General features: G+C 67.0%; 25 protein-coding genes. 16 read left to right on the forward strand and 9 right to left on the reverse strand.

The annotated features are described in order from the left end of the window. The 3 genes from EXQ71_04175 to EXQ71_04185 are packed head-to-tail and all read left to right on the forward strand — an operon-like array spanning window position 1 to window position 2535. Window positions 1–432 carry a DUF3151 family protein gene (locus tag EXQ71_04175; GenBank protein ID MSO86702.1) on the forward strand — a complete coding sequence of 144 codons (432 nt, stop codon included), beginning with the start codon at window positions 1–3 and terminating at the stop codon, window positions 430–432. Beyond that, window positions 368–1360, forward strand: a complete 993-nt coding sequence (locus tag EXQ71_04180) for a hypothetical protein (protein MSO86703.1) — start codon at window positions 368–370, stop codon at window positions 1358–1360. Before EXQ71_04175 ends, EXQ71_04180 begins: the two co-directional genes overlap by 65 nt. Then, a complete protein-coding gene (locus EXQ71_04185) occupies window positions 1357–2535 on the forward strand; it encodes a ribonuclease D (protein ID MSO86704.1) in 1179 nt (392 codons plus the stop codon). Before EXQ71_04180 ends, EXQ71_04185 begins: the two co-directional genes overlap by 4 nt. Window positions 2536–2553: 18 nt before the next feature. On the opposite strand, the gene EXQ71_04190 is transcribed toward EXQ71_04185, so the two are convergent. After that, window positions 2554–4092, reverse strand: coding sequence for a DUF3459 domain-containing protein (locus tag EXQ71_04190; GenBank protein MSO86705.1), 1539 nt, complete (start codon window positions 4090–4092; stop codon window positions 2554–2556). A 96-nt stretch (window positions 4093–4188) separates the two neighbouring features. Here EXQ71_04190 and EXQ71_04195 point away from each other — a divergent pair, with 96 nt between their 5' ends. Continuing rightward, window positions 4189–4395: a hypothetical protein gene (locus EXQ71_04195; protein MSO86706.1), complete on the forward strand. Its 207-nt coding sequence runs from the start codon at window positions 4189–4191 to the stop codon at window positions 4393–4395. Between the two features lie 12 nt (window positions 4396–4407). On the opposite strand, the gene EXQ71_04200 is transcribed toward EXQ71_04195, so the two are convergent. After that, window positions 4408–5130 (reverse strand): DUF3109 family protein, encoded by a 723-nt coding sequence (locus EXQ71_04200; protein MSO86707.1) that lies wholly within the window; start codon window positions 5128–5130, stop codon window positions 4408–4410. A gap of 50 nt (window positions 5131–5180) precedes the next feature. Between EXQ71_04200 and EXQ71_04205 the strand changes: the two genes are divergently transcribed. Then, window positions 5181–5390: a hypothetical protein gene (locus EXQ71_04205; protein ID MSO86708.1), complete on the forward strand. Its 210-nt coding sequence runs from the start codon at window positions 5181–5183 to the stop codon at window positions 5388–5390. 88 nt (window positions 5391–5478) lie between these two features. Here the strand turns inward: EXQ71_04205 and cofH are convergent, their stop codons facing one another. From cofH to tkt, 4 genes are read right to left on the reverse strand one after another with little or no spacing between them, the layout of a single operon-like run. Beyond that, window positions 5479–7851, reverse strand: coding sequence for a 7,8-didemethyl-8-hydroxy-5-deazariboflavin synthase subunit CofH (cofH, locus tag EXQ71_04210; GenBank protein MSO86709.1), 2373 nt, complete (start codon window positions 7849–7851; stop codon window positions 5479–5481). Window positions 7852–7877: 26 nt separating this feature from the next. Then, window positions 7878–8675 (reverse strand): 6-phosphogluconolactonase, encoded by a 798-nt coding sequence (gene pgl / locus EXQ71_04215; protein MSO86710.1) that lies wholly within the window; start codon window positions 8673–8675, stop codon window positions 7878–7880. Beyond that, window positions 8554–9657, reverse strand: a complete 1104-nt coding sequence (gene tal / locus EXQ71_04220) for a transaldolase (GenBank protein ID MSO86711.1) — start codon at window positions 9655–9657, stop codon at window positions 8554–8556. The genes pgl and tal overlap by 122 nt, the downstream gene beginning before the upstream one ends. After that, window positions 9654–11690: a transketolase gene (tkt, locus tag EXQ71_04225; protein ID MSO86712.1), complete on the reverse strand. Its 2037-nt coding sequence runs from the start codon at window positions 11688–11690 to the stop codon at window positions 9654–9656. Before tkt ends, tal begins: the two co-directional genes overlap by 4 nt. On the opposite strand from tkt, the gene EXQ71_04230 reads away from it, so the two are divergent. Beyond that, entirely contained in the window at window positions 11524–12282 is a 759-nt protein-coding gene (locus EXQ71_04230) for a TetR/AcrR family transcriptional regulator (GenBank protein MSO86713.1), read from the forward strand. The genes tkt and EXQ71_04230 overlap by 167 nt on opposite strands. A gap of 10 nt (window positions 12283–12292) precedes the next feature. Here the strand turns inward: EXQ71_04230 and EXQ71_04235 are convergent, their stop codons facing one another. Continuing rightward, window positions 12293–13564, reverse strand: coding sequence for a hypothetical protein (locus EXQ71_04235; protein MSO86714.1), 1272 nt, complete (start codon window positions 13562–13564; stop codon window positions 12293–12295). Between EXQ71_04235 and EXQ71_04240 the strand changes: the two genes are divergently transcribed. From EXQ71_04240 to EXQ71_04285, 10 genes are all read left to right on the forward strand, one after another. Further along, window positions 13563–14204, forward strand: a complete 642-nt coding sequence (locus tag EXQ71_04240; GenBank protein ID MSO86715.1) for a carboxylate--amine ligase — start codon at window positions 13563–13565, stop codon at window positions 14202–14204. The genes EXQ71_04235 and EXQ71_04240 overlap by 2 nt on opposite strands. Continuing rightward, window positions 14204–15679, forward strand: a complete 1476-nt coding sequence (locus EXQ71_04245; protein ID MSO86716.1) for a hypothetical protein — start codon at window positions 14204–14206, stop codon at window positions 15677–15679. Before EXQ71_04240 ends, EXQ71_04245 begins: the two co-directional genes overlap by 1 nt. Window positions 15680–15715: 36 nt before the next feature. Next, window positions 15716–16327: a hypothetical protein gene (locus EXQ71_04250; protein ID MSO86717.1), complete on the forward strand. Its 612-nt coding sequence runs from the start codon at window positions 15716–15718 to the stop codon at window positions 16325–16327. Window positions 16328–16342: 15 nt separating this feature from the next. Continuing rightward, on the forward strand, window positions 16343–16672 hold the full coding sequence (locus EXQ71_04255; GenBank protein MSO86718.1) for a hypothetical protein: 330 nt from the start codon (window positions 16343–16345) through the stop codon (window positions 16670–16672). Beyond that, complete coding sequence (locus EXQ71_04260) at window positions 16669–16890, forward strand: hypothetical protein (protein ID MSO86719.1); 222 nt, start codon at window positions 16669–16671, stop codon at window positions 16888–16890. Before EXQ71_04255 ends, EXQ71_04260 begins: the two co-directional genes overlap by 4 nt. Next, window positions 16890–17081 carry a hypothetical protein gene (locus tag EXQ71_04265; GenBank protein ID MSO86720.1) on the forward strand — a complete coding sequence of 64 codons (192 nt, stop codon included), beginning with the start codon at window positions 16890–16892 and terminating at the stop codon, window positions 17079–17081. Before EXQ71_04260 ends, EXQ71_04265 begins: the two co-directional genes overlap by 1 nt. After that, complete coding sequence (locus EXQ71_04270; protein MSO86721.1) at window positions 17078–17278, forward strand: MoaD/ThiS family protein; 201 nt, start codon at window positions 17078–17080, stop codon at window positions 17276–17278. Before EXQ71_04265 ends, EXQ71_04270 begins: the two co-directional genes overlap by 4 nt. 122 nt (window positions 17279–17400) lie before the next feature. Next, a complete protein-coding gene (locus EXQ71_04275; protein ID MSO86722.1) occupies window positions 17401–18204 on the forward strand; it encodes an adenine nucleotide alpha hydrolase family protein in 804 nt (267 codons plus the stop codon). Further along, entirely contained in the window at window positions 18201–18980 is a 780-nt protein-coding gene (locus EXQ71_04280) for a tRNA (adenine-N1)-methyltransferase (GenBank protein ID MSO86723.1), read from the forward strand. The genes EXQ71_04275 and EXQ71_04280 overlap by 4 nt, the downstream gene beginning before the upstream one ends. Further along, a complete protein-coding gene (locus EXQ71_04285; GenBank protein MSO86724.1) occupies window positions 18977–20140 on the forward strand; it encodes a MarP family serine protease in 1164 nt (387 codons plus the stop codon). Before EXQ71_04280 ends, EXQ71_04285 begins: the two co-directional genes overlap by 4 nt. A gap of 13 nt (window positions 20141–20153) precedes the next feature. Here the strand turns inward: EXQ71_04285 and EXQ71_04290 are convergent, their stop codons facing one another. Beyond that, window positions 20154–21356 carry a hypothetical protein gene (locus EXQ71_04290; GenBank protein MSO86725.1) on the reverse strand — a complete coding sequence of 401 codons (1203 nt, stop codon included), beginning with the start codon at window positions 21354–21356 and terminating at the stop codon, window positions 20154–20156. A gap of 71 nt (window positions 21357–21427) precedes the next feature. Further along, window positions 21428–21664: a ferredoxin gene (locus EXQ71_04295; GenBank protein MSO86726.1), complete on the reverse strand. Its 237-nt coding sequence runs from the start codon at window positions 21662–21664 to the stop codon at window positions 21428–21430. Window positions 21665–21739: the final 75 nt, after the last annotated feature.

Here is a 21739-nt window from a genome sequence, read left to right on the forward strand (position 1 = left end):
ATGGCTGACGTAACCCTCACCCCATCTGGTCCCCCCGAGACGGTGTTGGACGCCGAGCCCGATGAGCGCCTTCGGGCCTTGTCCGATGCGCTGGCGCTTGATGAGCCCCATCGTCGCGCCGCTATCGCGTCGGCGGTGGCGCAATGGCCACGCTTTCTGGACGGGTGGGCTCGGCTCGGCGACGCCGGACGGGATGTGATCGAGGCGTACTCGGCCTATCGAGTGGGGTATCACCGGGGTTTGGATCGGCTGCGAGCCAACGGGTGGCGCGGCAGTGGGTACGTCCGCTGGGAGCATGAGTCCAATCGTGGATTTCTGCGGGCCCTCGCCGGACTGCAGCGCACCGCCGCCGAAATCGGCGAGACCGATGAGGCGGAGCGATGCGCCCATTTCCTCCGGCAACTCGACCCCACCTGGCCCCCGGCGCCGTAGTCATCGCGTGTCGTTTTCCGGGGCGGTGCTCTGCGGCGGAGCCAGCCGTCGAATGGGCCGAGACAAAGCCCTGGTGACAATCGATGGTGTGACCATGGCCGCCCGGGTGGCTGATGCGCTGTGGGCGGCGGGAGCCCAGGAGGTGTACGCGGTGGGCGGTGACGCACCGGCGTTGGGGAGCCATGGTCTCGTGGTGGTGCCCGACGACGACGTGGGCGCCGGCCCTTTTCTCGCCACGTTGACCGCCCTTCGGGTGGCCTCGGCGCCGGTGGTGTTGGTGGTGTCGTGTGATCTGTCCCACCCCGATCCGATCGCCATGGCCGCCACGGTCGCCGCCCTCGAATCGAGCGCACCGGGGGTGGTGCTCGCGGTACCGCTGGTGGCGGGTCATCGCCAGTGGACGCACGCCGCCTGGCGCATTGAAGCGCTACCTGCGCTGGCGGAAGCCCGATCGCGAGGGGTGGGATCGTTGAAACGGGCCGCCAGGGATGTGTCGTGCATTGACCTCCACGGATTGCCCCCGGCCGCGCTCGCCGATGCCGACACACCCGCCGACCTCCCGGGGACCGCGCGAGAGCCAGGTAGCGTGGGGGAGATGGACATTCCGGAGATTGATGTGACCGAGTTGGCCAAGCAGCGGAGCCTCGGTGCAGCGCTGATTGATGTGCGGGAGGACGACGAGTACGCCGAGGCCCGGGTTCCTGGGGCGGTGCACATCCCCCTCGCCATGGTGGGGGAACGGATGTCGGAGGTACCCACCGGGGCCACGGTGTATGTGATCTGCGCCCGAGGGGGCCGCAGCGCCAAGGCGGTGGAGCACTACCGGGCCCATGGAATCGATGCGGTCAATGTGGCCGGGGGCACCCTGGGCTGGATCGATGCGGGCCTGCCCACTCTCAGCGGCGGCGACGAAACCAGTCCCGGGTGAGCGACGAATCCCCGGTCGACTACGTCTGGATCGATACCCCCGATGCCTTCGTCGCCCTGGTTGACACCCTGGCGGCGGTGGAGGTCTACGGGCTCGATACCGAGTTTCATCGCGAGCGCACGTATCACGCCCGGCTGGCCCTGCTGCAGTTGTCCTGGCCCGACGGGATCGCGGTAGTCGACCCTCTGGCGGTAGATGTTGCCCCGCTGGCGCGTGTGTTGGCCGGCCCGGGTCTGTGTGTGATGCACGCGGCTAGTCAGGATCTGGAAATCCTGGTGCGAGTCTGCGGCACACTGCCCTCCCGGCTGTTCGACACTCAGGTGGCGGCCGGTTTCGTGGGCTACGCCAGCGTGGGTCTCGGCGCGCTGGTGCAGGGCGAACTGGGGGTGAAGTTGCCCAAAGCAGATCGGCTCACGGACTGGATGGTCCGTCCGTTGGCGGCGGAGGCCATCACCTACGCGGCGTCAGACGTGGCCCACCTGCACGAACTCCATCACCGCATCGTGGCGAAGTTGGTGGAGCGGGGCCGTCTGCAGTGGGCCGAGGACGAGTGTGAGCTGCATCGCGTGCGGCCCACCAGCGGCCAGGAACCCGAGCGGGCTTGGTGGAGGATCAAAGAGGCTCGGTCGCTACGGGGACGGGCTGCTGCGGTGGCCCAGGTGCTGGCGGCATGGCGGGAGCGGCGGGCGGCCGACCTCGACCGGCCGGTGCGCTTCTTGCTGGCCGATCTGGCGCTCGTGTCGATGGCCCAGCGTCCCCCCGAGTCGCCCGATGATCTGCGTCGAGTGCGGGGGTTGGAGGATGGCAAGCGCAAGGGCAACGCCGGCCAGGAGTTGCTTACCGTGGTGGCGGAAGGTCAGTCGTTGGATCTCGCCGCCGTGCTCGTGCCCCCGGTGGAGGGCGTGGACCGCTCCCGGCGGGCCACGGCGTCGCTGGTGAGTGCATGGGCCGCCCAACGGGCCCGTGATCTCGAGATCGACCCGGCCATCCTGGCCACGCGGTCGGATGTCGAAACGCTGCTCATGGGCGAGGGTGGTCGGTTGGCTGCCGGATGGCGACACGACGCCGTGGGGGAACCCATCCGGGCGCTGGCGGCGGGCGAAGCCTCGCTGGCGGTCGATGGCCAAGGCCGACTCGTGCTCGAGGCGAGGTCCGGAATCTCTTTCGTCGAGTAGAGGATTCGTTTCCCTCCTCTAGGGGCGGAGGATCACGGCGTGATCAGGGTCCAAGGTGCCCGCGAAGGGTTGGCCCTCGCCTCCGCCATGACTGGAGACCTCCACGATGCCGGGGTGCTCCACGCGGATCGGGTCGTCGCTCATGTTCATGATGATGGTGCGCTCGTCGCCGGGGGTGTGGCGCCGCCAACCCAGCGTGCCCGCCGGGGTATCGATGAGGTCCTGCTGTCCACTCTGGAGAGCCGGCGAGGCGGCGCGGGCGGCCAGGAGCCGACGGTAGAGGTGCAGTACCGAAGCAGGATCGGCCCGCTGGGCCTGGGCGGAACGAGCCGTGGCATCAGGCGGAAAGGGCAGCCACGGATCGGGTCCCCAGCCGTGGTGCTCGGCGGTGGTCCAGGGAATCGGGGCCCGACAGCCGTCGCGTCCGCCCGGGTCACGTACCTGGCCCGGGGCCACGATGGCGTCCTCCAACCCCAGTTCCTCCCCGGCGTAGAGAAACGGAGTGCCGCGCTGGGTCAGCAGCGCGACCGCTGCCGCGCGAGCGCGGCTTTCGGCGCCGTCGTAGCGGGTGCGATGGCGGGGCACGTCATGGTTGGACAGCACCCAGGTGGGCCAGGCCTCGCGGGGGTCGAGTAGTTCTTCGATGCGCTCGATTCGATGCCGCCAGGCGGCTGCGTCCCACGGGGCGTGGAGGGTAGCGAAGTTGAAGGCCAGGTGCAGTTCGTCGCCGTCGCCGTAGTACGGGGCCACCCAGCGGGTGCCGGGCAGCGCCGTCTCGCCGACGATCACCCGATCGCCGGGGTAGCTGTCGACCAGCCGCCGTAGCCCTCGGATGTGCTCGTGGGTGCTGGCGTGCTCGTTGGAGACGCAGTGCGGCAGTTCCGACCACGGCGGGATGTCGTCGGGGAAGGCGGGATGGCGCCCGATGCAATGTACGACGTCGATCCGGAAGCCGTCGACGCCCCGGTCAAGCCAGAATCGCATCACGTCGTGCATGGCCTCCACCACGGCGGGATTGGCCCAGTTCAGGTCCGGTTGTTCGGGCAGGAACTGGTGCAGGTACCACTGCTCGGTGGGTTCGTCCCAGCTCCAGGCGGCGCCGTCGGTGATGAAGGCACCGCGCCAGTTGTTGGGCGGAACCGTCGGGCCCCCGCCGTCATGCCAGACGTACCAGTCCCGTTTCGGGTCGAGACGACTGCGTCGGGCCGCCTGAAACCAGGGGTGGTCGATCGAGGTGTGGTTGGGCACGAGATCGACCACCACCCGCAGGCCCAGGGCATGGGCGTCGGCCAGGAGGTGGTCGAAGGCGGCTAGGTCGCCAAAGAGTGGGTCGACATCGCAGAAGTCGGCCACGTCGTAGCCGTAGTCGTGCATGGGAGAGCGGTAGAAGGGCGATAACCACAGGGCGTCCACGCCTAGCCAGGCCACGTCGGGGAGGCGGGCCCGAATCCCTTCCAGGTCGCCTACGCCGTCACCGTTGGAGTCGGCAAAGGAGCGGGGGTACACCTGATACACCACGCTGGAGCGCCACCACGGGTGGGGGGGGGAGTCCTTCACCGGGCGAATCCTAGAGGGTGCATTCCGGGGTGGGCGATCCTGGTGGCCTCGCGCTAGGGTGGAAGTCCATCACCCCTGCGAGTCTGGGAGCCGTCCGTGAAAAAGGGACGCCATCGGCGCTTCGAAGAAGCCCGTAAGCTCAAACAGTCCGGTCCGGATTTCCTGTTCAGTAATGAGGCGGGGCGTTCCGAGACCAACGATAACGACAGTGACAATAACGACGGAGAGGAGGACCACTACGCCGAGTTGGCGCGCAAGTACGGTGCCCTCGACGAAGATTCCGAGCTGGCGGATCCGCAGTAGGTCCTCGTCGCCTCAACGCTTCCGTAGGGCGGGGTGAGGTAGGTACTGCTCGGTGCCTCGGGCCGAGACATGTTCGACGAACATGTCATAGACCCTCTGCCCGACGGTTTCTACGATCTCGTCGCGCATTGTCTCGTAGACCGGCTGATGGTCGACGAAGGCGTCAGGATCTTCGGTGCACCACCAGTGGAACTCCACGCCGCCGTCTCCCCAGTCGCGGCGCTTCCACTCCCGCAGCGTTGAGGTGACATGGCCATCGTCCTCGGTTTGGTCGTCGAGGCGAAGCGGAAGTTGCCAGCACACGGTGGGCTTCCAATCGAGGGGCCGTTCGCCGGCGGCCAGGGCGGCGGTGTGCAGCGCGCATCCGATGCCTCCCTCGAAGCCCGGACGGTTCAGGAAGATGCAGGCCCCATCCACCAGTCGGGTGGTGATGTCACCGGCCTTGCTGGTCTTGGTGGTTCCCCTCTGGTGGCCCTGGCGATGGAACTGCCATAGCTCAGGAGTGAGGCGGTCGACGTAACTGAGCATGTTCGCCTCGTCGGCTTCGTCCACGAAGTGGGCGCCGTAGCTACAGCAGCCCTGATGCAACTCCGGGGCCGCTTCGGTGAGCACCCCCTGGCAGCCATCCCCAAAGACACACCGCCAACCACTGGTGAGGAAGGTGATGTCGAACACCCAGGTGCGGTCGAGGTCGGGGTCTTCGAAACTCACCAATTCGTGGATGTCGTCGGGCATGGTCGCTCCTGGTCGGGGACTCTGGAGGTTACTGCCCTACGCTCCACGCGATGGCCGGTGAGTTCGATGACATTCGCGATCGCCTCGAAGCGATCTCTGAGGAGTTGGCCGACCTGTCGATCCAGCGACTGAAAGAGAGTATTGATGCGGGCGGCCACGAACTTCCCGTGGACGAGAAACGCATGGCCCGGGCCCGTCGGGCGGTGGAGAAAGCGGTGGGCATCCTGCAAGAACCCGACCGCCATCACGATCTCGACTAATCCGCCAAGCGGTTCGCTCCACTGGTCCGGGGCCAGGCGTGCACGAGATCATCATGGCCGGAAGACATGAACGAGGGAGCGGTGGGCGCTAGGGAGCGTCGGCCCGTTCGGGACGGCCGTACAAGGTGGTGCGCTGCTCGAGGTGCCGACCGAGAGGCGCCACCCAGGCCCGGAAGCCATCTTCATCCATCATGGTTCCGTGGCTGGCCCCCGCCGCTCGCGAAATGTTTTCGTCCATCAGCGTCCCACCGAGATCATTGGCTCCGGCCTGCAGGATTTGGGCGGCACCGCCATGACCCATCTTCACCCACGACACCTGGATGTTGTCGATCCACCCGTGATAGGCGATCCGCCCTACGGCGTGCATGAGCACCGCCTCGCGGAAGGTGGGGCCCCGGCGGGCGTTGTGCTGTAGGTAGATCGGTGCCGCCATGTGCACGAAGGGCAGGGGGACGAACTCGGTGAAGCCGCCGGTCTCCTGCTGGAGGTCCCGGGTGCGTACGAGGTGGCGGGCCCAGGAGCGCGGTTGCTCAATGGCCCCAAACATGATGGTGACATTGGAGCGCAGGCCGACCTGATGGGCGGTGCGGTGGGCTTCGAGCCATTCCTCGGTGTTGATCTTGTCGGGGCAGAGAAGGGCACGGACGGGGTCGTCGAGTATCTCGGCGGCGGTCCCCGGGAGGGTCTTGAGACCCACCGCCATGAGGCGTTTGAGATAGTCGGCGAGCGGTTCCCCGAGGCGTTTGGCCCCCTCGGTTACCTCCAGCGCAGTGAAACCGTGGATGTGGATTTGGGGGGCGACGTCATGGACGGCGCGGGCCACATCGATGTAGTAATCGCCGTCGAAGTCGGGGTGGATGCCACCCTGCAGGCACACTTCGGTGGCCCCGGCGGCCACGCCTTCGAGCACGCGAGCCTGGATGTCTTCGAGGGTGAGGAGGTAGGGCTTTCCCCGCAGGTTGAGGGAGAGCGGACCCTTGGAGAAGCCGCAGAAACGGCACTTGAAGGTGCAGACATTGGTGTAGTTGATGTTGCGATTGCGCACATAGGTGACCACACCGCCCACCACGGATCGACGCAGATCGTCGGCGACCTCCGCCACCGCCGCCACCTCGCTGCCGCGGGCGGAGAACAGCGTGGTGATCTCGTCCTCGCCGACCTCCTGGCCCAACAGGACTCCGTCGAGAATCTCGCCCACCGGGCCGCGCCAGCCGCGCCGACCGGGTGCCGGGACGAGATGGACCGGCTCCACCGGGGCACCGGAGTACCAGGCGGTGTTACGGCGACCAATCTGCACGACCTCGGCCCCGGTACCGGCTTCTACGGCCGCTTTGATCTGTTCGGGAAACACCGACCCGGGGTCGTCGCGGGCCAGACCTTCGGCATCGCTTCGATCGAGTACGCCGAAGCGGGTCTCCGGGCTCAGCCACCGCAACGGGTCGAGAGCAAAAGGCGGGTAGAGGGTGAGGCGCGGGGCGAGCATGAAGCCAGCCTCTTCGGTGACCTGCCGCAGCCGCTCGAGGCCCGGCCAGGGGCGCTCGGGATTGACGTGGTCGGCGGTGACAGGAGAGACGCCACCCCAGTCGTCGATCCCCGCCGCGAGCAGGGGGGCAAAGTCGTCGGACAGGTTGGGGGGGGCCTGCAGATGGATGTCGGGCGGGAGGATGAGACGGGCCAGCGCGATGGCCTGTTGGTAGTCCTCGGGGGGGCAGGCCGGGGCGTTGTGCATGGCGGTGCCCGTTTTGGGCAGGAAATTCTGGACGATTACCTCTTGGACATGGCCGTGGCGGAGGTGAGAAGCCGCAATGGCCTCCAGCGCCTCGATGCGGTCCGAGAGGGTCTCTCCGATTCCCACGAGGATCCCGGTGGTGAAGGGGATGGCCAGTTCGCCCGCCCCCTCAAGGGTGGCCAAGCGGCGGGCCGGGTCTTTATCGGGGGCGCCGCGATGACAATCGAGGTCCGCTCGCAACGACTCGATCATCATCCCCTGACTGGGGGCAACCGACCGCAGACTCGCCAACTCAGCCTTGGTGAGCGCCCCGGCATTGGCGTGGGGAAGCAACCCCGTCTCGTGCAACACCAGGCGCGCCATGGCGATGAGGTACTCCACCGTGGAGGCATAGCCGTGCTCGTGAAGCCACTGGCGGGCAATCGGATAGCGATCCTCGGGGCCTTCCCCGAGGGTGAAGAGCGCCTCGTGGCAGCCGGCACGGGCACCGGTGGTGGCGATCGCCAAGACCTGTTCGGGGGTGAGGTAGGGCGAGGCCAACCGGGCGGGCGGTTGGGCAAAGGTGCAGTAGCCACACCGATCGCGACACAGCATCGTGAGCGGGATGAATACCTTCGGCGAAAATGTGACTCGACGGCCGTGGGCTTGGTCGCGCACAGCCTGGGCTTGGCGCAGCAGGTCCGGGAGGGGCCGCCGGGCTAGTTCCGCGTGGTGCTGGGCCGTCCGGGACATGGGCGCACCCTATCGTCGCCGTTCCCTTAGGCGGGTGGCCCGGCGGCCGACGGATCGGCGATCCAGATCACCTGCGGGGCACGAACGTGGCTGGCGGGGCAATCGGGGTCGCCGGCCACGACGCGCGCCAGGGCCTCGCGCTTGGCTTCACCGACGACGGTGACCAGCACCAGGTTGGCCCGGGCGATCCCGGCCTGGGTGAGGGTCATCCGCCGGTGGGGATGGTTTCCCGTCGGGTCGATATTCATCACCACGAGGCGTCCCGGGTCGGCCTCCAGGCCGGTCGATCGCGGAAACAGTGAGGCCGTGTGGCCGTCGGTGCCCAAGCCGAGGTGTACGAGGTCGAGGTGGCCCAGTTCGCCGAGGCGCAGTTGGTACGGGTCGGGACCCTCATCGCAGAACATGGGGAAGGTGGCGTTCACCGCCCCCACCGGTTCGAGAAGGGCGGTGCGGGCGAGGTGGTAATTGGAATCAGGTGACTCCTGGGGGACGCACCGCTCATCGCCCCAGTAGATGTTCACCTTCCACCAATCGATTTGCGATCCGGCTTCATCGGCGAGGCGCTCGTAGCAAAGGCGAGCGGTTTCGCCGCCGGACACAGCAAACGAGAAGGTCTCCTGGGGACGGGACTGGAAGGCTTCGATCACGCGTTCGGCAAACTCTCCGGGCACGTCATCCACCACCGCAAGTTCCCCGTACATGTCAGGGGGTGGTCGTTTCGACGGCTTTAGCCTCGAGAACACCGATGAGGTCGTCGAACGCTTTGGCAAACGAGGCCACTCCCTGCGCTTCCAGCACCTCGCCCACATCGGCCAGGTGGACACCGACGGCTTCGGCGGCGGCGAGAACCTCGCGTGCCGCGTTGGGGTGGGCATCTACCCTTCGCTCCACTCGGCCGTGATCGAGGAACGCCGCGATGGTTTCCTCCGGCATCGTGTTCACCGTGTCGGGCCCGATGAGTTCATCCACATAGCAAGTATCGGGGTAGGCCGGATTCTTGGTGGAGGTAGAGGCCCACAGGGGCCGTTGTACGCGGGCCCCCCGGGCCACGAGGGCCTCCCAGCGTTCGCCCTGAAAGGTGGCTCGGAACTCGGCGTAGGCCACCTGGGCCTGGGCGATGGCCACCTGGCCGCGTAGGGCGAGCGCGGCGGGTGTGGCGATAGCGTCGAGCCGGCGATCCACTTCGCTGTCTACCCGCGAGATGAAGAAACTGGCGACGCTGGAAATCCGGCTCAGGTCCCCCTCGGCCCGTTCCAGACCGGCGAGGTAGGCCTCCATCACCTCGGCGTAGCGCTCAAGGCTGAAGATCAAGGTGACGTTGATGCTGCGACCCTCGGCGATCATCGTCCGAATCGGCGCGATCCCCTCGGTGGTGCCGGGGATCTTCACGTAGAGGTTGGGCTCGTTGATTCGCTCGTGCAACCGTCGGGCCGCCGTTTCCGTGCTGGCGGCGTCGCGGGCCAAGGCGGGCGCGATCTCCACCGACACGTAGCCGTCGACACCGTCGCTGGCGTCGTAGACGGGTCGGAGGAGCGCCAGTGCACCGTTGATGTCGGTGGTGACCAGATCCCAGTAGGCGTCGAGGACCGACGAACCGTGGCGGATCAGGTCGTCAAACTGCTCGTCGTAGTCGTGTCCTGAACTGATGGCCTTTTGGAAGATCGACGGATTGGAAGTGAGGCCACGGATGCCGCGCTCCACCCAACGGGCCAACTCGCCGTTGGTAAGCCATTCCCGCCGCAGGTTGTCCATCCAAGGGCTCTGCCCGTGGGTGTGGAGATCGCCGAGGTCGGGGGGATGGCTCATGTGAAGTCGTCTAGGTCGGCGAGCAGCTGACGAGAGCGGTAGGCCACGTGCTCGGCGGTGAAGCCGAACTCGGTGAGCACCCGTGCCCCCGGTGCCGAGGCACCGAACCCGTCGATGGCGACGCTGTCGTCGACCCATCGCTCCCACCCGAACGACGTGCCCGCTTCCACCGACAGGGCCGGGATCTCGGGGGGCAAGATGGCGTCCTGCACCAGGTCGGGTTGTTCGGCAAACAGGTCCCAACAGGCGAGGGAGACGACCTGCGCCTCGATGCCTTCGGCGGCGAGCCGGTCGGCCGCCGCCATGGCGATGTGTACTTCACTTCCGGTAGCCACCAGCACGATGTCGGCGGCGTCGACGGCTCGCAGCACGCGGGCCCCGTGGTCGAGCTGCCCGCCCCGCGTGCCGGGCAGCACGGGGAGGTCCTGGCGGGAGAGAATGAGCGCAGTGGGCCCATCGTGGGACAACGCCAGCCGCCACGCTTCGGCGGTCTCGTTGGCATCGGCCGGCCGGATCACTCGAAGCCCGGGGATCGCCCGCAGCGCCGCCAACTGCTCGACGGGCTGGTGGGTGGGCCCGTCTTCGCCCACTCCTACCGAGTCGTGGGTGAAGGAGTAAATCACCTTGGCCCGGGAAAGGGCGGCGAGGCGGATCGAGGGACGGTTGTAGTCGCTGAACACCAGGAATGTGCCGCCCACCGGGACGACACCACCATGCAGGGCCATCCCGTTCATGGTGGCGGCCATGGCGTGCTCGCGCACCCCGAAGTACAACTGGCGGCCGGCGGGATCGGCCCGGCTTTGTACACCGTGGCCCTCAAGCACCGTTCCGGTATTACTGGTGAGGTCGGCGCCACCGGCGAGGAGGGCCGGGACCACCTCGGCGAGGGCTTGCAGGACGGCGCCGCTGGCCACCCGGGTCGCCACGGACGCTCCTACCTCCCACGAGGGCAGGGCGGTCTCCCAGCCCAGACAACCCCGAGCCGCCAGGGTGTCGTCGTAGAGCACCCGGTCCCCGCCGAAGGCCTCCACCCGCTTGGTCCACGCGTCGCGCTCTTCGCGGCCACGAGTGCCGGCGCGGCGGTAGAGCATCACCACGTCTTCGGGAAGGAAGAACGGCTCGTCGGGGAGGCCCATGACGGCCTTGGCGGCGGTGATCTCTTCGGCCTTAAGGGCGTACGCATGGGCGGCCGGATCGTCGGTGCGGGTGGGGGAGGGATAGGCGATGTGGCTGCGCAGTACCAACAGCGAGGGTTGGTCTTCCACGTCGGCGGCGCGGCGCAGGGCGGCTTCGAGAACGTCGAGATCTTCGGCCACCTCCCCTAACTCCTCCACGTGCCATCCATAGGAGCGGAAGCGATCCGCGGCGCTATCGCTGAGGGATAGCTCGGTGGGCCCGTCGATCGAGATGTGGTTGTCGTCGTAGACGCAGATCAGCCCACCGAGGCCGAGGTGACCGGCCAGCGAGGCGGCCTCGTGCGACAGACCCTCCGAGAGGTCACCGTCGCCCACCAGGCACCAGGTGTGGTGGTGAACCATGTCCTCCCCGAAGCGCGCTCGAAGTTGCCGTTCGGCAATGGCCAATCCCACGGCGTTCCCCAGGCCCTGGCCCAGGGGCCCCGTGGTCACCTCGACACCGTCGGTGTGACCCCGTTCGGGGTGACCGGGGGTCTTGCTGCCCCACTGGCGGAAGTCCGCCAGGTCCTGTTCGCTCAGGTCGTAGCCGGTGAGGTGCAGCATCGAATACAGCAGGATGGAGGCGTGGCCGATGGAAAGTACGAAGCGGTCGCGATCAGGCCAGTGGGGATCGCTGGCGTCGTATTTCATGACCCGGGTCCACAACACGTGGGCCAGAGGGGCGAGCGCCATGGCGGTGCCCTGGTGGCCCGAACGGGCGGCGTGGGGGCCGTCCATGGCGAGACCCCGCACCACATTGATGGCTCGCTGGTCAAGATCCGACGTCGTCACATCGAGCACCCTACAAGAGCAATCGGGCGGTAGCGTCAGGCGCGTGTCCGAACCCGACGTGGTCATCTCTACCCGTGAGGCCATCTTGTTGGAGGCTCGTCGGTGCTTTGCCGAGCAGGGTTTCGACGGCACCTCTCTGAACGACATCGCCGCGGGGGTGGGCCTGCGAAAGCCCAGCCTCTTGCACCATTTTGCTTCGAAAGAGGCGATCTACCGCAACGTGTTTGAAACCTCCCTGGCGGATTTCATCGTGCGGGTAGAGGCAGCGGTGGCGGAGCAGGATCAAGCCGGCTGGAGCAAACTGGATCATGTCGTCACCGCGGCCTTCGAGTTTTTTACCGACAACGCAGAGTTCGTGAGGATCATGCGTCGCGAAGCGCTGGATGGGCAGGGCCACCTGGGGGTAGACCTCGGCACCGTGTTGAAGCCCCTGTTTGATCGAGCGGTGGGCTTCTTTGAAAGCGAGATCGGTGCCGGCCGTTTCCGAAAGCACGATCCGGAACAGCTGATCATCACCGGCACCAGCGCCATCATGGGGTACTTCTCCGACGTGCCGTTTTGGCGGGGAGTGCTCGCTCGGGACCCACTGTCGGACGACGCGCTGGCGGCTCGCTTGGAGCATTTCCGCGAGTTCTTTCGGGCGGCACTGGAGCCCTAGGGCCCCTGCGTCAAAGGGTGGCGAGGGCGAGACCCACGAGGGTGTCGATGGCGTTGGCATCCACGGTGAAGGCGGCGGGATCCACCTTCCAGGTGCCGTCGTGGGCCTGGGTGATCACGGGGCGAATGGAGCAGCGGGGACCAAAGACACTGACCGGGGACCGCCGTGAGGCCTGCCATCGCGCCGTCATGGCCATGATGGTCTCCACCGATCGGTCGCCCTCGATCACCGCCAGGGCCCTCAGGGCTAGGCGCGCATCGCGCTGTATCTGTATGAGCCACGGCCCTGCCTCGTCCTCGATCCCGGGGGCCGTGCAGTCGGCGGCGGCCTCGAAGAAGGCTCGGGCGGGGTTGAGGTCGCCCATCGCGGCTGTGTCCACCACGCCCTCGGCGGTGTCGCTGTCGCAGGCCTGAGCGAACGTCAGCCACCCGAGGGCTCCGGCCTCCTGCTGCCAAGCCAGGATGGGATCCTCACCGCGAACGAACGCGGCGACGGAGGCCAGCGGTAAGTAGTTGGCGATGGGTTGCACCATCGGGTTGGCCAGATAGCCCGAACAGGCATCGACGAGGCCGTGCTGGCGACCTCGCAACGGCCCCATGAAGAGCCGATCGCTCATTAGGGCATCGTTCACCGGGTAGTTGTCCCACAGCAACGGGCGCCGGCCACCGAGGGCGGCGGCGCGAGCTTCGGCATCGGCCACGGTGATGGTGTCGTTCACCACCGCACGCCCGGTCCACCCAATGGGAACTTCCTCGGGTACTCCGGCCGCTAGGGCATCGAGGTAGGGCGAGCGGGCGACACCGACGTACTCGGTTGGTATCAGAGCCACCTCGGCTCGGGAACCGAGATGACGGTGCAGCCAGGTGGTGAGGCGGGCGTGGGCGTGGCCTTGGGCCTCGCCACCGAAGGGGATGTCGTCGAGGGTCAACAACACCAGGGTGGCACCGGCCGCCACCACCTGATCCACCTTGCCGCCGAGGGCCTCGCGGTCATGGGGATCGTCGTAGGCCATCGACAGTCCCGGCGAGATAGCGAACCCCAGGCGTCCGTGGGGGCGCTCGGCGAATCGGGCAAAGGCGGCCAACTCGACGGTGTCGTAGAGCACCCGCCACAACTCCCGATGTTTCGGATCGTCCTTTGGTGCGTAGATGTAGTCCGCCAACCCTTCGGCGGCGTAGCGGTCCGCCAGGGCGGTGCGCGCCCCCCAGGACCACGGTGGGCCGTAGAAACCTTCGATCATCCCGCAGGGCCCAGCCTTCACGGCCGCTACCGTACGCCTCATGCCCACCCTCTCCGAGGCCGATTCGAAAACGCGCCTGGCCGCCTACGGGATCCCTTTCCCCGACGAGCGCAGGGTGACCACCGCCACCGAGGCGGCGGCAGCCGCGACCACCCTTGGTTATCCCGTGGTGCTCAAGTTGGGGGGCGACACCATCGCGCATAAGACCGAGCGCGGTCTGGTGCGCCTGCGCTTGGGCGACGCGGCTGCCGTAGAGGAGGCCGCCACCTCGCTGCTGGCTGCCGCCACCCTTGATGATGGTGAGGTGCATCTCTTGGTGGCGCCGATGCTCTCGGGCCAGCGAGAACTCATTGCCGGCCTGCACCACGATGCCCAATTCGGCATGACGGTGATGTTGGGGGTGGGGGGCATCCTCGCCGAGGCGGTGGCCGACGTGGCCTTTCGGCTCGTCCCGGTGTCTCGAGGTGACGCGGCGTCGATGATCGACGACCTCGCCACCCAGAAGTTGCTCGGCCCTTTTCGGGGGGAGCCCGCCGTTGATCGCGAAGCACTGGTGGACGTGATCGTGGGCCTATCGGCGGCGGCCGTAGCCGATCCGACGATCGTGGCCGCCGACCTGAACCCGCTGATCGTGGTGGATGGTCAGCCCGTGGCGGTTGATGCGTTACTGGAAGTGGCGTGATGGGGGCGGTGAACGCCGAGGGATTTCGGGCCCTGTTCGAGCCGCGGGCGGTGCTGGTGGCGGGGGTGTCCACCCATCCCGGCAAGTTCGGGTTCGTGTCGCTCCACAACATCGTGGCGTCGGGCTACGCCGGAGGTGTGTACGGCACGAGTCGCGAGGCCGGGGAGGTACTGGGCATCCCGATCGTGGCCTCGCTGGAGGATCTCCCCGACGGGGTGATCGACCTCGTTTTTGTTTGCACACCGGCCGCCGCCAACGCCGAGTTGTTGCGCGCCTGTGCGGGGAAGGGAATCCGAGCCGCCTTCCTGGCCTCGGCGGGGTACGGCGAAGCCGGGGAGGAAGGCGAAGCCTTGCAGGCCGAGTTGGTGGCCCTCGCCGAGGAACTGGGGATGCTGGTAGCCGGACCGAACGGGCAGGGCGTGGTGTCGACCCCGGCCCAACTTTGCGCACAGATCGTGGCCCCGTACCCGCCGGCGGGAGGCATCGCCATCGCCTCGCAATCGGGGAACTTCATCTCGTCGTTCATGAACTACGCCGTGCAAACCGGGGTGGGGGTGAGCCGCGCCGTCTCGGCCGGCAACGCCGCCCAGGTGACCATCCCGGATTACCTCGAGTTCTTCGCCAGCGACCCGGTGACCACCGTGGCCTTGGCCTACGTGGAAGGGGTGCCCGACGGACGCGCCTTTTACGAACGCACCCGGGCGGTGGCCGCCGTGAAGCCCGTGGTACTCGTGAAAGGCGGGGCCACCGCCGGCGGCCAACGAGCGGCCGCATCCCACACGGGTTCGCTGGCCTCAGATGACCGGGTGTTTGATGGTATGTGTCGCCAGGCCGGGATCACCCGGGCTGCCACCATCGAGGAGGCCTTCGAGGTGGCCGCCACCTTTGCCACGCAGCCCTTGCCCCGCGGAAACCGGGTGGTGGTGCTCACCACCGCCGGGGGGTGGGGCGTGGTGGCCGCCGATGCGATCACCCGGTCCTCGCTCATCTTGGCGCCCCTGCCCGAGGATCTGCGAGCGGCATTGGATGGGCGGCTTCCCCCGCGCTGGAGCCGGAACAATCCCGTCGACCTCGCCGGTGCGGAAACCCGTGACACCATCCCCGAGGTCATCGACCTCATCGTGGGGCACCCCGAGGTGGATGCCGTCGTGTACCTCGGTCTTGGTATCCAGTCGAACCAGGCGGCGCTGATGCGCAGCGGCCCGTTTTACCCCGACCATGGCCTGGAGCGGATCGTCAGCTATCACGAGCGCCAAGACGCTCGCTTTGCGCAGGCGGCGGCCGATGCATCCCAGCGGTACGCCAAACCCGTGCTCACCGCTACTGAACTAGCTGTGACCCACCCCGATAACGCCGGCCCCGCCGCCGTGCGGGCCAGCGGGCGTATCTGTTACCCCACCGCCAACCGGGCGGTCACGGCTCTCGATCACCTGTGGCGTCATGTGCGTCATCGCCAGGACGGCACAGGGGCATGACAGATGGAGGATGAGGGCGCTATCGAGCGGTGTCGGATGTTTCCGCTCGGCTCGGTGCTTTTACCCTCCGTCGGTCTGCCCTTACACGTGTTCGAGCCGCGCTATCTCGAACTAGTGCGCGATGCCCTTGCCGACGACGGAATCTTTGGAGTGGTGCTCATTGAGCGCGGCTCGGAGGTGGGCGGGGATGACGTGCGCACGAAGGTGGGCACCCTGGCCCGCATCGTGGAATCGGCGGAACTTCCCGAGGGTCGCTGGGCGGTGATGGCGGTGGGGGTGCGCCGCTTTCGGGTAACCCGCTGGTGGCCTGACGACCCCTATCCGATTGCCGATGTGGCGTACTGGACCGACCCCGACCCGGCGGTGGACGGCGAGGAGGAGCGGATGGGGATGCTGGCGCGCTTGCGCCGAGCGTTGGCTTTGGCCGCTGAAGCCGGCGACACCACCGCCCCGGCCACTATTGAACTGACGAGCGACCCGGGACTGGTGAGTTACCAAGCGGCGGCGGTGGCCCCGATCGGTCCCCTCGACCGGCAGCGTCTGCTGGAAGCCGCCTCTCCCGAGGAGCGAATAGCGACCCTGAGCCGAATGCTGGACGAAGAAATCGAAGTGCTTGAGTTGCGTCTGGGGGCTCCGGGGTGGGAGTAGTAGGGTCCAGGCTTCGTGGCTAGGACAAACGACGCGTCGAAGACCATTCCCGAGGTCGCTACTGAGCTGTGGGAGTTGACGACCTCGTACGCAAAGCAGGAAACCCTCGATCCCCTCAAGGGATTGTGGCGCTACCTCAGTTACGGCCTGGCGGGGTCGCTGCTGTTGGGTATCGGGGCGGTGGTGCTGCTGTTGAGTGGTCTGCGGGCGCTCCAGACCGAAACCGGCACGACCTTCACCGGCAACCTCAGTTGGGTTCCGTATCTCATCATCGTGCTGGTGGCTCTGATGCTGTTGGCGTTGGCTACCTGGCGAATCACGAAACGGAAGGGACCAGGCCTATGAGCGCGCCGACCACTACCCCGGGCCCCATCGAACGTTCCGACTTGGAGGCAAAATTCAGGGAGCTGCGCGGCGGGGTCAACCACACCCGCCAGTCGGCGACCAATACGCTGGTGACGGTGGGCATTGTGGTGGCGGCGGGAGTCTTGGCCGCCGTGTTCCTGTGGGGCCGACGCAAGGGTCGAGGACGCGCCACGGTGGTTGAGGTCCGCCGCATCTGATGCTGCTGCTCGCCCTGCTTGAGCGTCTCGCTCTGCGCGCCCGGTGGTCCGGCATCCGGTCGGTCGGTACCGGCCTGTGGATTACCGTGTACCTCCTACGCTCCTACCAGAAGCGCTCGGCGCGACGTTCGGTGGTGTTACGAGAGGAACTGCGGCCGGGTGAGGCACTGCTGATCACCCACGAACCATGAAGGTTCGCCTCCGCAATCCCACGCGTGATGTGGTGATGGAAGGCCCCGTCCGGGTGCACGCCTTGCTCGATCGTCTCGGGTTGCACCGCGACACGGTGCTGGTGATCGTGGGCGACACCCTCGTTCCCGGTGATGCCCTCCTCAACGACAGCGATGAGGTGGAAATCCGTCCGGTGATCTCCGGGGGTGCGGTGTGAAGTGCACCGTGTGCCGAGGTCCGGCGGTGATCAACGTGCGACGGGCCAATGCTAATTTTTGCGCCGAGCATTTTCTACGGCTCTGCCGAGACCAAGTAGCCCGGGCGATCAAAGATTTCCAGATGCTGTCGTCGACGGATCGTGTGTTGGTGGCCGTGTCGGGGGGAAAAGACTCGCTGGCGGTATGGGACATTCTCCTTCAACTCGGCTATCAGGCGGATGGGCTCTACCTGGGCCTGGGGATTGGCGACTACAGCGACTCCTCCGGTGCGTTCGCCCGCTCCTTTGCCGACGAGCGTGGCCTGTCGCTCCTGGAGGTGGATCTTCCCCGCGATCACGGGTTCGACATCCCCACCGGCGCCGCCGCCGCCAAGCGGGTGCCGTGTTCGGCGTGTGGCTTGTCGAAGCGACATCTCTTCGACGAGGCGGCCCGATCCGGTGGCTATGACGTAGTGGTTACCGGCCATAACCTCGACGATGAAGCCGCCGTTTTGTTCGGCAACGTGCTGCATTGGCAAGCCGACTACCTTGGTCGCCAACTGCCGGTGCTCCCCGCTCGCCACGGATTCCCCAAGAAGGTGAAGCCGTTGGTGCGTCTCGGCGAGCGAGAGATGGCGGCGTACTGCGTGCTGCGAGGCATCGACTACATCGTGGAGGAGTGTCCGATGGCCGCTGGTAACAAGCACCTCGGATACAAGGAAGCCCTCAACGCCATCGAGGCCACCTCGCCGGGCTCGAAACACGACTTTTACTTCGGGTTCCTGGCGCGCGCTTCGGCGCGTTTCACCCCCGAGGCCGAGGCGGAACAGCGCCAACTCACCGCCTGCGAGCGATGTGGGGCGCCCACCCCCGGCGAGGTATGTGCCTTCTGTAAACTGGCGGAGCGAGCCACCGGCGTCCCCGTGCAACTCGGACGGCGCCCGTGAGCGGGCTCTTCAGAGCCGGGGAACAGGTGCTTCTGATCGACACCAAGAAGCGTCGCTACATGCTGGTGTTGGCGGTGGGCAAAGAGTTCCATTCCCACTCGGGCATCGTTGGTCACGATGCCATCATCGGCGCTCATGAGGGCAACGCCTTTCGATCTACCCACGGGATGATGTACACGGCCATCCGCCCCACCCTTTCGGATTTCGTGTTGAAGATGCCGCGCGGAGCACAGGTGATTTATCCGAAGGACCTCGGCCCCCTCCTCATGATCGCCGACATCTACCCCGGGGTGCGGGTACTGGAATCAGGTGTGGGTTCAGGGGCCTTGTCGATGACGATGCTCCGGGCGGGCGCCGATGTGGTTGGTTACGAACTGCGGGAAGATTTTGCGGCCCGGGCGGTAGCCAACGTGACGGAGTTCCTCGGGCCGGAGGTGCTGGGGCGGTATCGGGTGGAGCAGCGCGACTGCTACGACGGCATCGATGAGACCGATCTCGATCGCATCGTGCTCGATCTCCCCGAGCCGTGGATGGTGGTGAAACACGCCGCTCGGGCCCTGCATCCGGGGGGGCTACTGGTGGCCTACACACCCCAGATCACCCAAGCGGTGCAGTTGCGAGAGATGCTGGTCGAGAGCCAGTTCGGTATGGCCGAGACCATCGAGGTGCTGCAGCGCGGTTGGCACATTGAAGGTCTCTCGGTGCGGCCCGATCATCGGATGGTGGCGCACACCGGTTTCCTCACCCATGCCCGACTCCTGGGACCCCCGATCTGAACCTTCTCGACCTCCTCGTTCTGCTTTTTTTGGGGGCAGCCCTCGTCAGCGGCTACCGACTCGGCTTTTTGGCTCGGATGAGTTCGTGGGTCGGCCTGCTCGTGGGGCTGGTGGTGGCGGGTCGGGTGCTTCCCCGTCTCCTGGAGGCCATGACGGAGCGTTCCTCGTTCGAACTGCTGCTCGTCACGTTGGGCGTGGTGCTGCTCTTGGGGTGGGTCGGCAAGGGGTTGGGATTGTGGTGGGGAACCCGTCTACGCAGAGCCCTCCCGAGTTCGGCGGTGCGTCAGACGGACCGCCTGGCGGGGGGAGCCGTGGCGGCCGTTGGGGTGGTGGTGGTCATCTGGGTGCTCCTGCCGGTGATGGCCGACGTGCCCGGAAGGGTGTCGAGCCAGGTGCGTACCTCGGCGGTGGCCCGCGCCGTCGGGGAGCACCTTCCGGATCCACCCGAGGCGACGGCGACCCTTCGTCGCTTGGTGGACGAGGATCAGTTCCCGCAGGTGTTCGAGGTCTTCACCCCCGCGCCCGGCATCGGTCCACCGCCGAGCACTGCCAACATTGCCGCCGCCACGGTTGAGTTGGTGGTCCCCTCCACGGTGAAGGTTTCGGCGGCGGCCTGCCGGAGTGTTCGGGAGGGCAGCGGCTTCGTGGTGAGCGACGAACTCGTGGTTACCAACGCTCATGTGGTGGCCGGTGGAGACAGGATGATCCTGCAGCGCAGCGACGGCTCGGAGGTGACCGGAGCGGTGGTGGCCTTCGATCCCGAGCGCGATCTGGCGGTGATTCGAGCACCGGGCCTCAACCGACCACCGTTGGCGCAGGGCGATGCCGCGAAAGGTGACCTCGGGGCGGTGTTCGGCCACCCCAGGGGCGGGGCGCTGCGGGCGGCCCCGTTCTCGGTGGGCCGAGTGGTCAGCGCCACGGGTAGAGACATCTATGACCAGCAGGAAACCACCCGGGACATTCTGGTGCTCGCCGTCACGCTACGTCCGGGCGATTCGGGGGCGGCCATGGTGAATGGGCAAGGAGCCGTCGTGGGGGTGGCCTTCGCCATTGCGCCGGACCGCTCCGGGGTGGCTTACGGGTTGGCCATGTCGGAGGTACGCGATGTGCTGGCGGAGGCGCGGCGGGCGCCGGTGAGCACGGGGCCGTGCCTGGATTGAACCCGAAGACCAGTTAGCCCAAGCCCACCACGGCGATAGCGACGATGAGGGTGAGAGTGCCGATGAGGTCCACCGAGGACGACACGATCGGGATGCCGTAGGTGTCCGGGTCGGCCCCGACCCTCACCGACGCAATGGTCCCGTAATAGGTCACGGTGATCACCGCCACCATCGCACCGGCGCCCGCCAGGACCGACACCAACACGAGGGAGCCCAAGGCGGGGGTGGGCTGCCGCAGCAGGCCGGCCACGACGTAGGCCCCAACACCGTTGGCGATGAACACGGGCAGGCTCAGCGCGGCCACGAACCCCATATTGGCCCTCGCCGCCCGAGACGGCATGGCGGTGGCCGGAGCGAGGCCCAACAGGAGTTGGCTCGACAATCGACCCGACAGGATGCCCCCGAGGGCACCCGCACTTGCGAGGTGGGCGGGCACGAGGATGAGCAGGGCCGGCAGGGCGGTGAAGATGGCGATACGACCCTCGAGGGCCACCCCCGCCACGCTCGACACCACCCCGGCGAAGATCAGTACGGGGACCGATGATCGGACGATCCTCCGCAGTTCGGGAAGCGGTGATCGAATGCCCGCCAGGAGCGCCAGGCACGCCAATGCCCCCAACGTCCACCCCGCCCCGGTGGTCACCAGGCCGTACCCCAACAGTCCCGTCGCCAGGTAGAGCGCCGGCAGCGTCAGCACATCGCTGAGGGTGGAAACCAGGGGCGCGTTCACATTGTCGAGGTCCCAGCCAAAGCGCACCGCGCCCGCGGCGAGGCCGAGGGTGGCCCCTAGCACGGGAATCGAGGCCAGCAGGCCGCCACCGACGGAAACCACGGTGAGGTCGGCGAGGCCGATGGTGGGGGCGAGACCGAGGCCCACCGTGACCAGGGCCGTTACGCCGACGAGAAGAAACGACATCCCCAACGTAAGGGCGGCGGCCGCCAGCACGTTTTGGCCCAACATGCTGGACCGGCGCAAGCGCAGTTGGAGTTGACCGGCGTGGATGGACGTAGACACCCGGTTGCCGAGCGAGCCGAACACGTTGCCGCGCAAGCCAATGGCCGCTGGTACCAGCACGAGCAGGCCGGGGCGTCGTTCGAAGGTTCCCACCAGGGAGCCGAGTACTGCCCCGGCCATGAGCGAAGTGGAGGAGTTCAGTGCGAGCGCGACAAGGCCCTGCCGGGCGTCAGCCCCGGGCAGGAAGCGAGGGCGGGCCATGGGGGCCGTCCGCGAGTGGCGATAGGTGAATCAGGCACGGTGACGAGCCTACCCGTGCGCTGGGGCCGGGGTTAGTCCACCTCGATGAAGATGCACTCGCCCGGGCATTCCTCGGCGGATTCGATGGTGGCTTCCTCTTGGCCAGCCGGTACCACCGCGATGCCTTCGGCCCCGCCGGGATCGGAAAGAGTCTTTTCGCCGTCTTTGACGTAGGCCAGACCATCGTCGAGGAGAGTGAACACGGTGGGGGCAATCTCTTCGCAAAGACCGTCTCCGGTGCAGAGATCTTGATCTATCCAGACCTTCATGGGGGATATACCTCAAAGCGCTCGACGAATGCATCGTATGCTATCGGAGAGAACAATAAACACGGCGCACCCCCC

Source organism: Acidimicrobiia bacterium, from assembly GCA_009694375.1.
GTDB lineage: Bacteria > Actinomycetota > Acidimicrobiia > Acidimicrobiales > VFJN01 > VFJN01.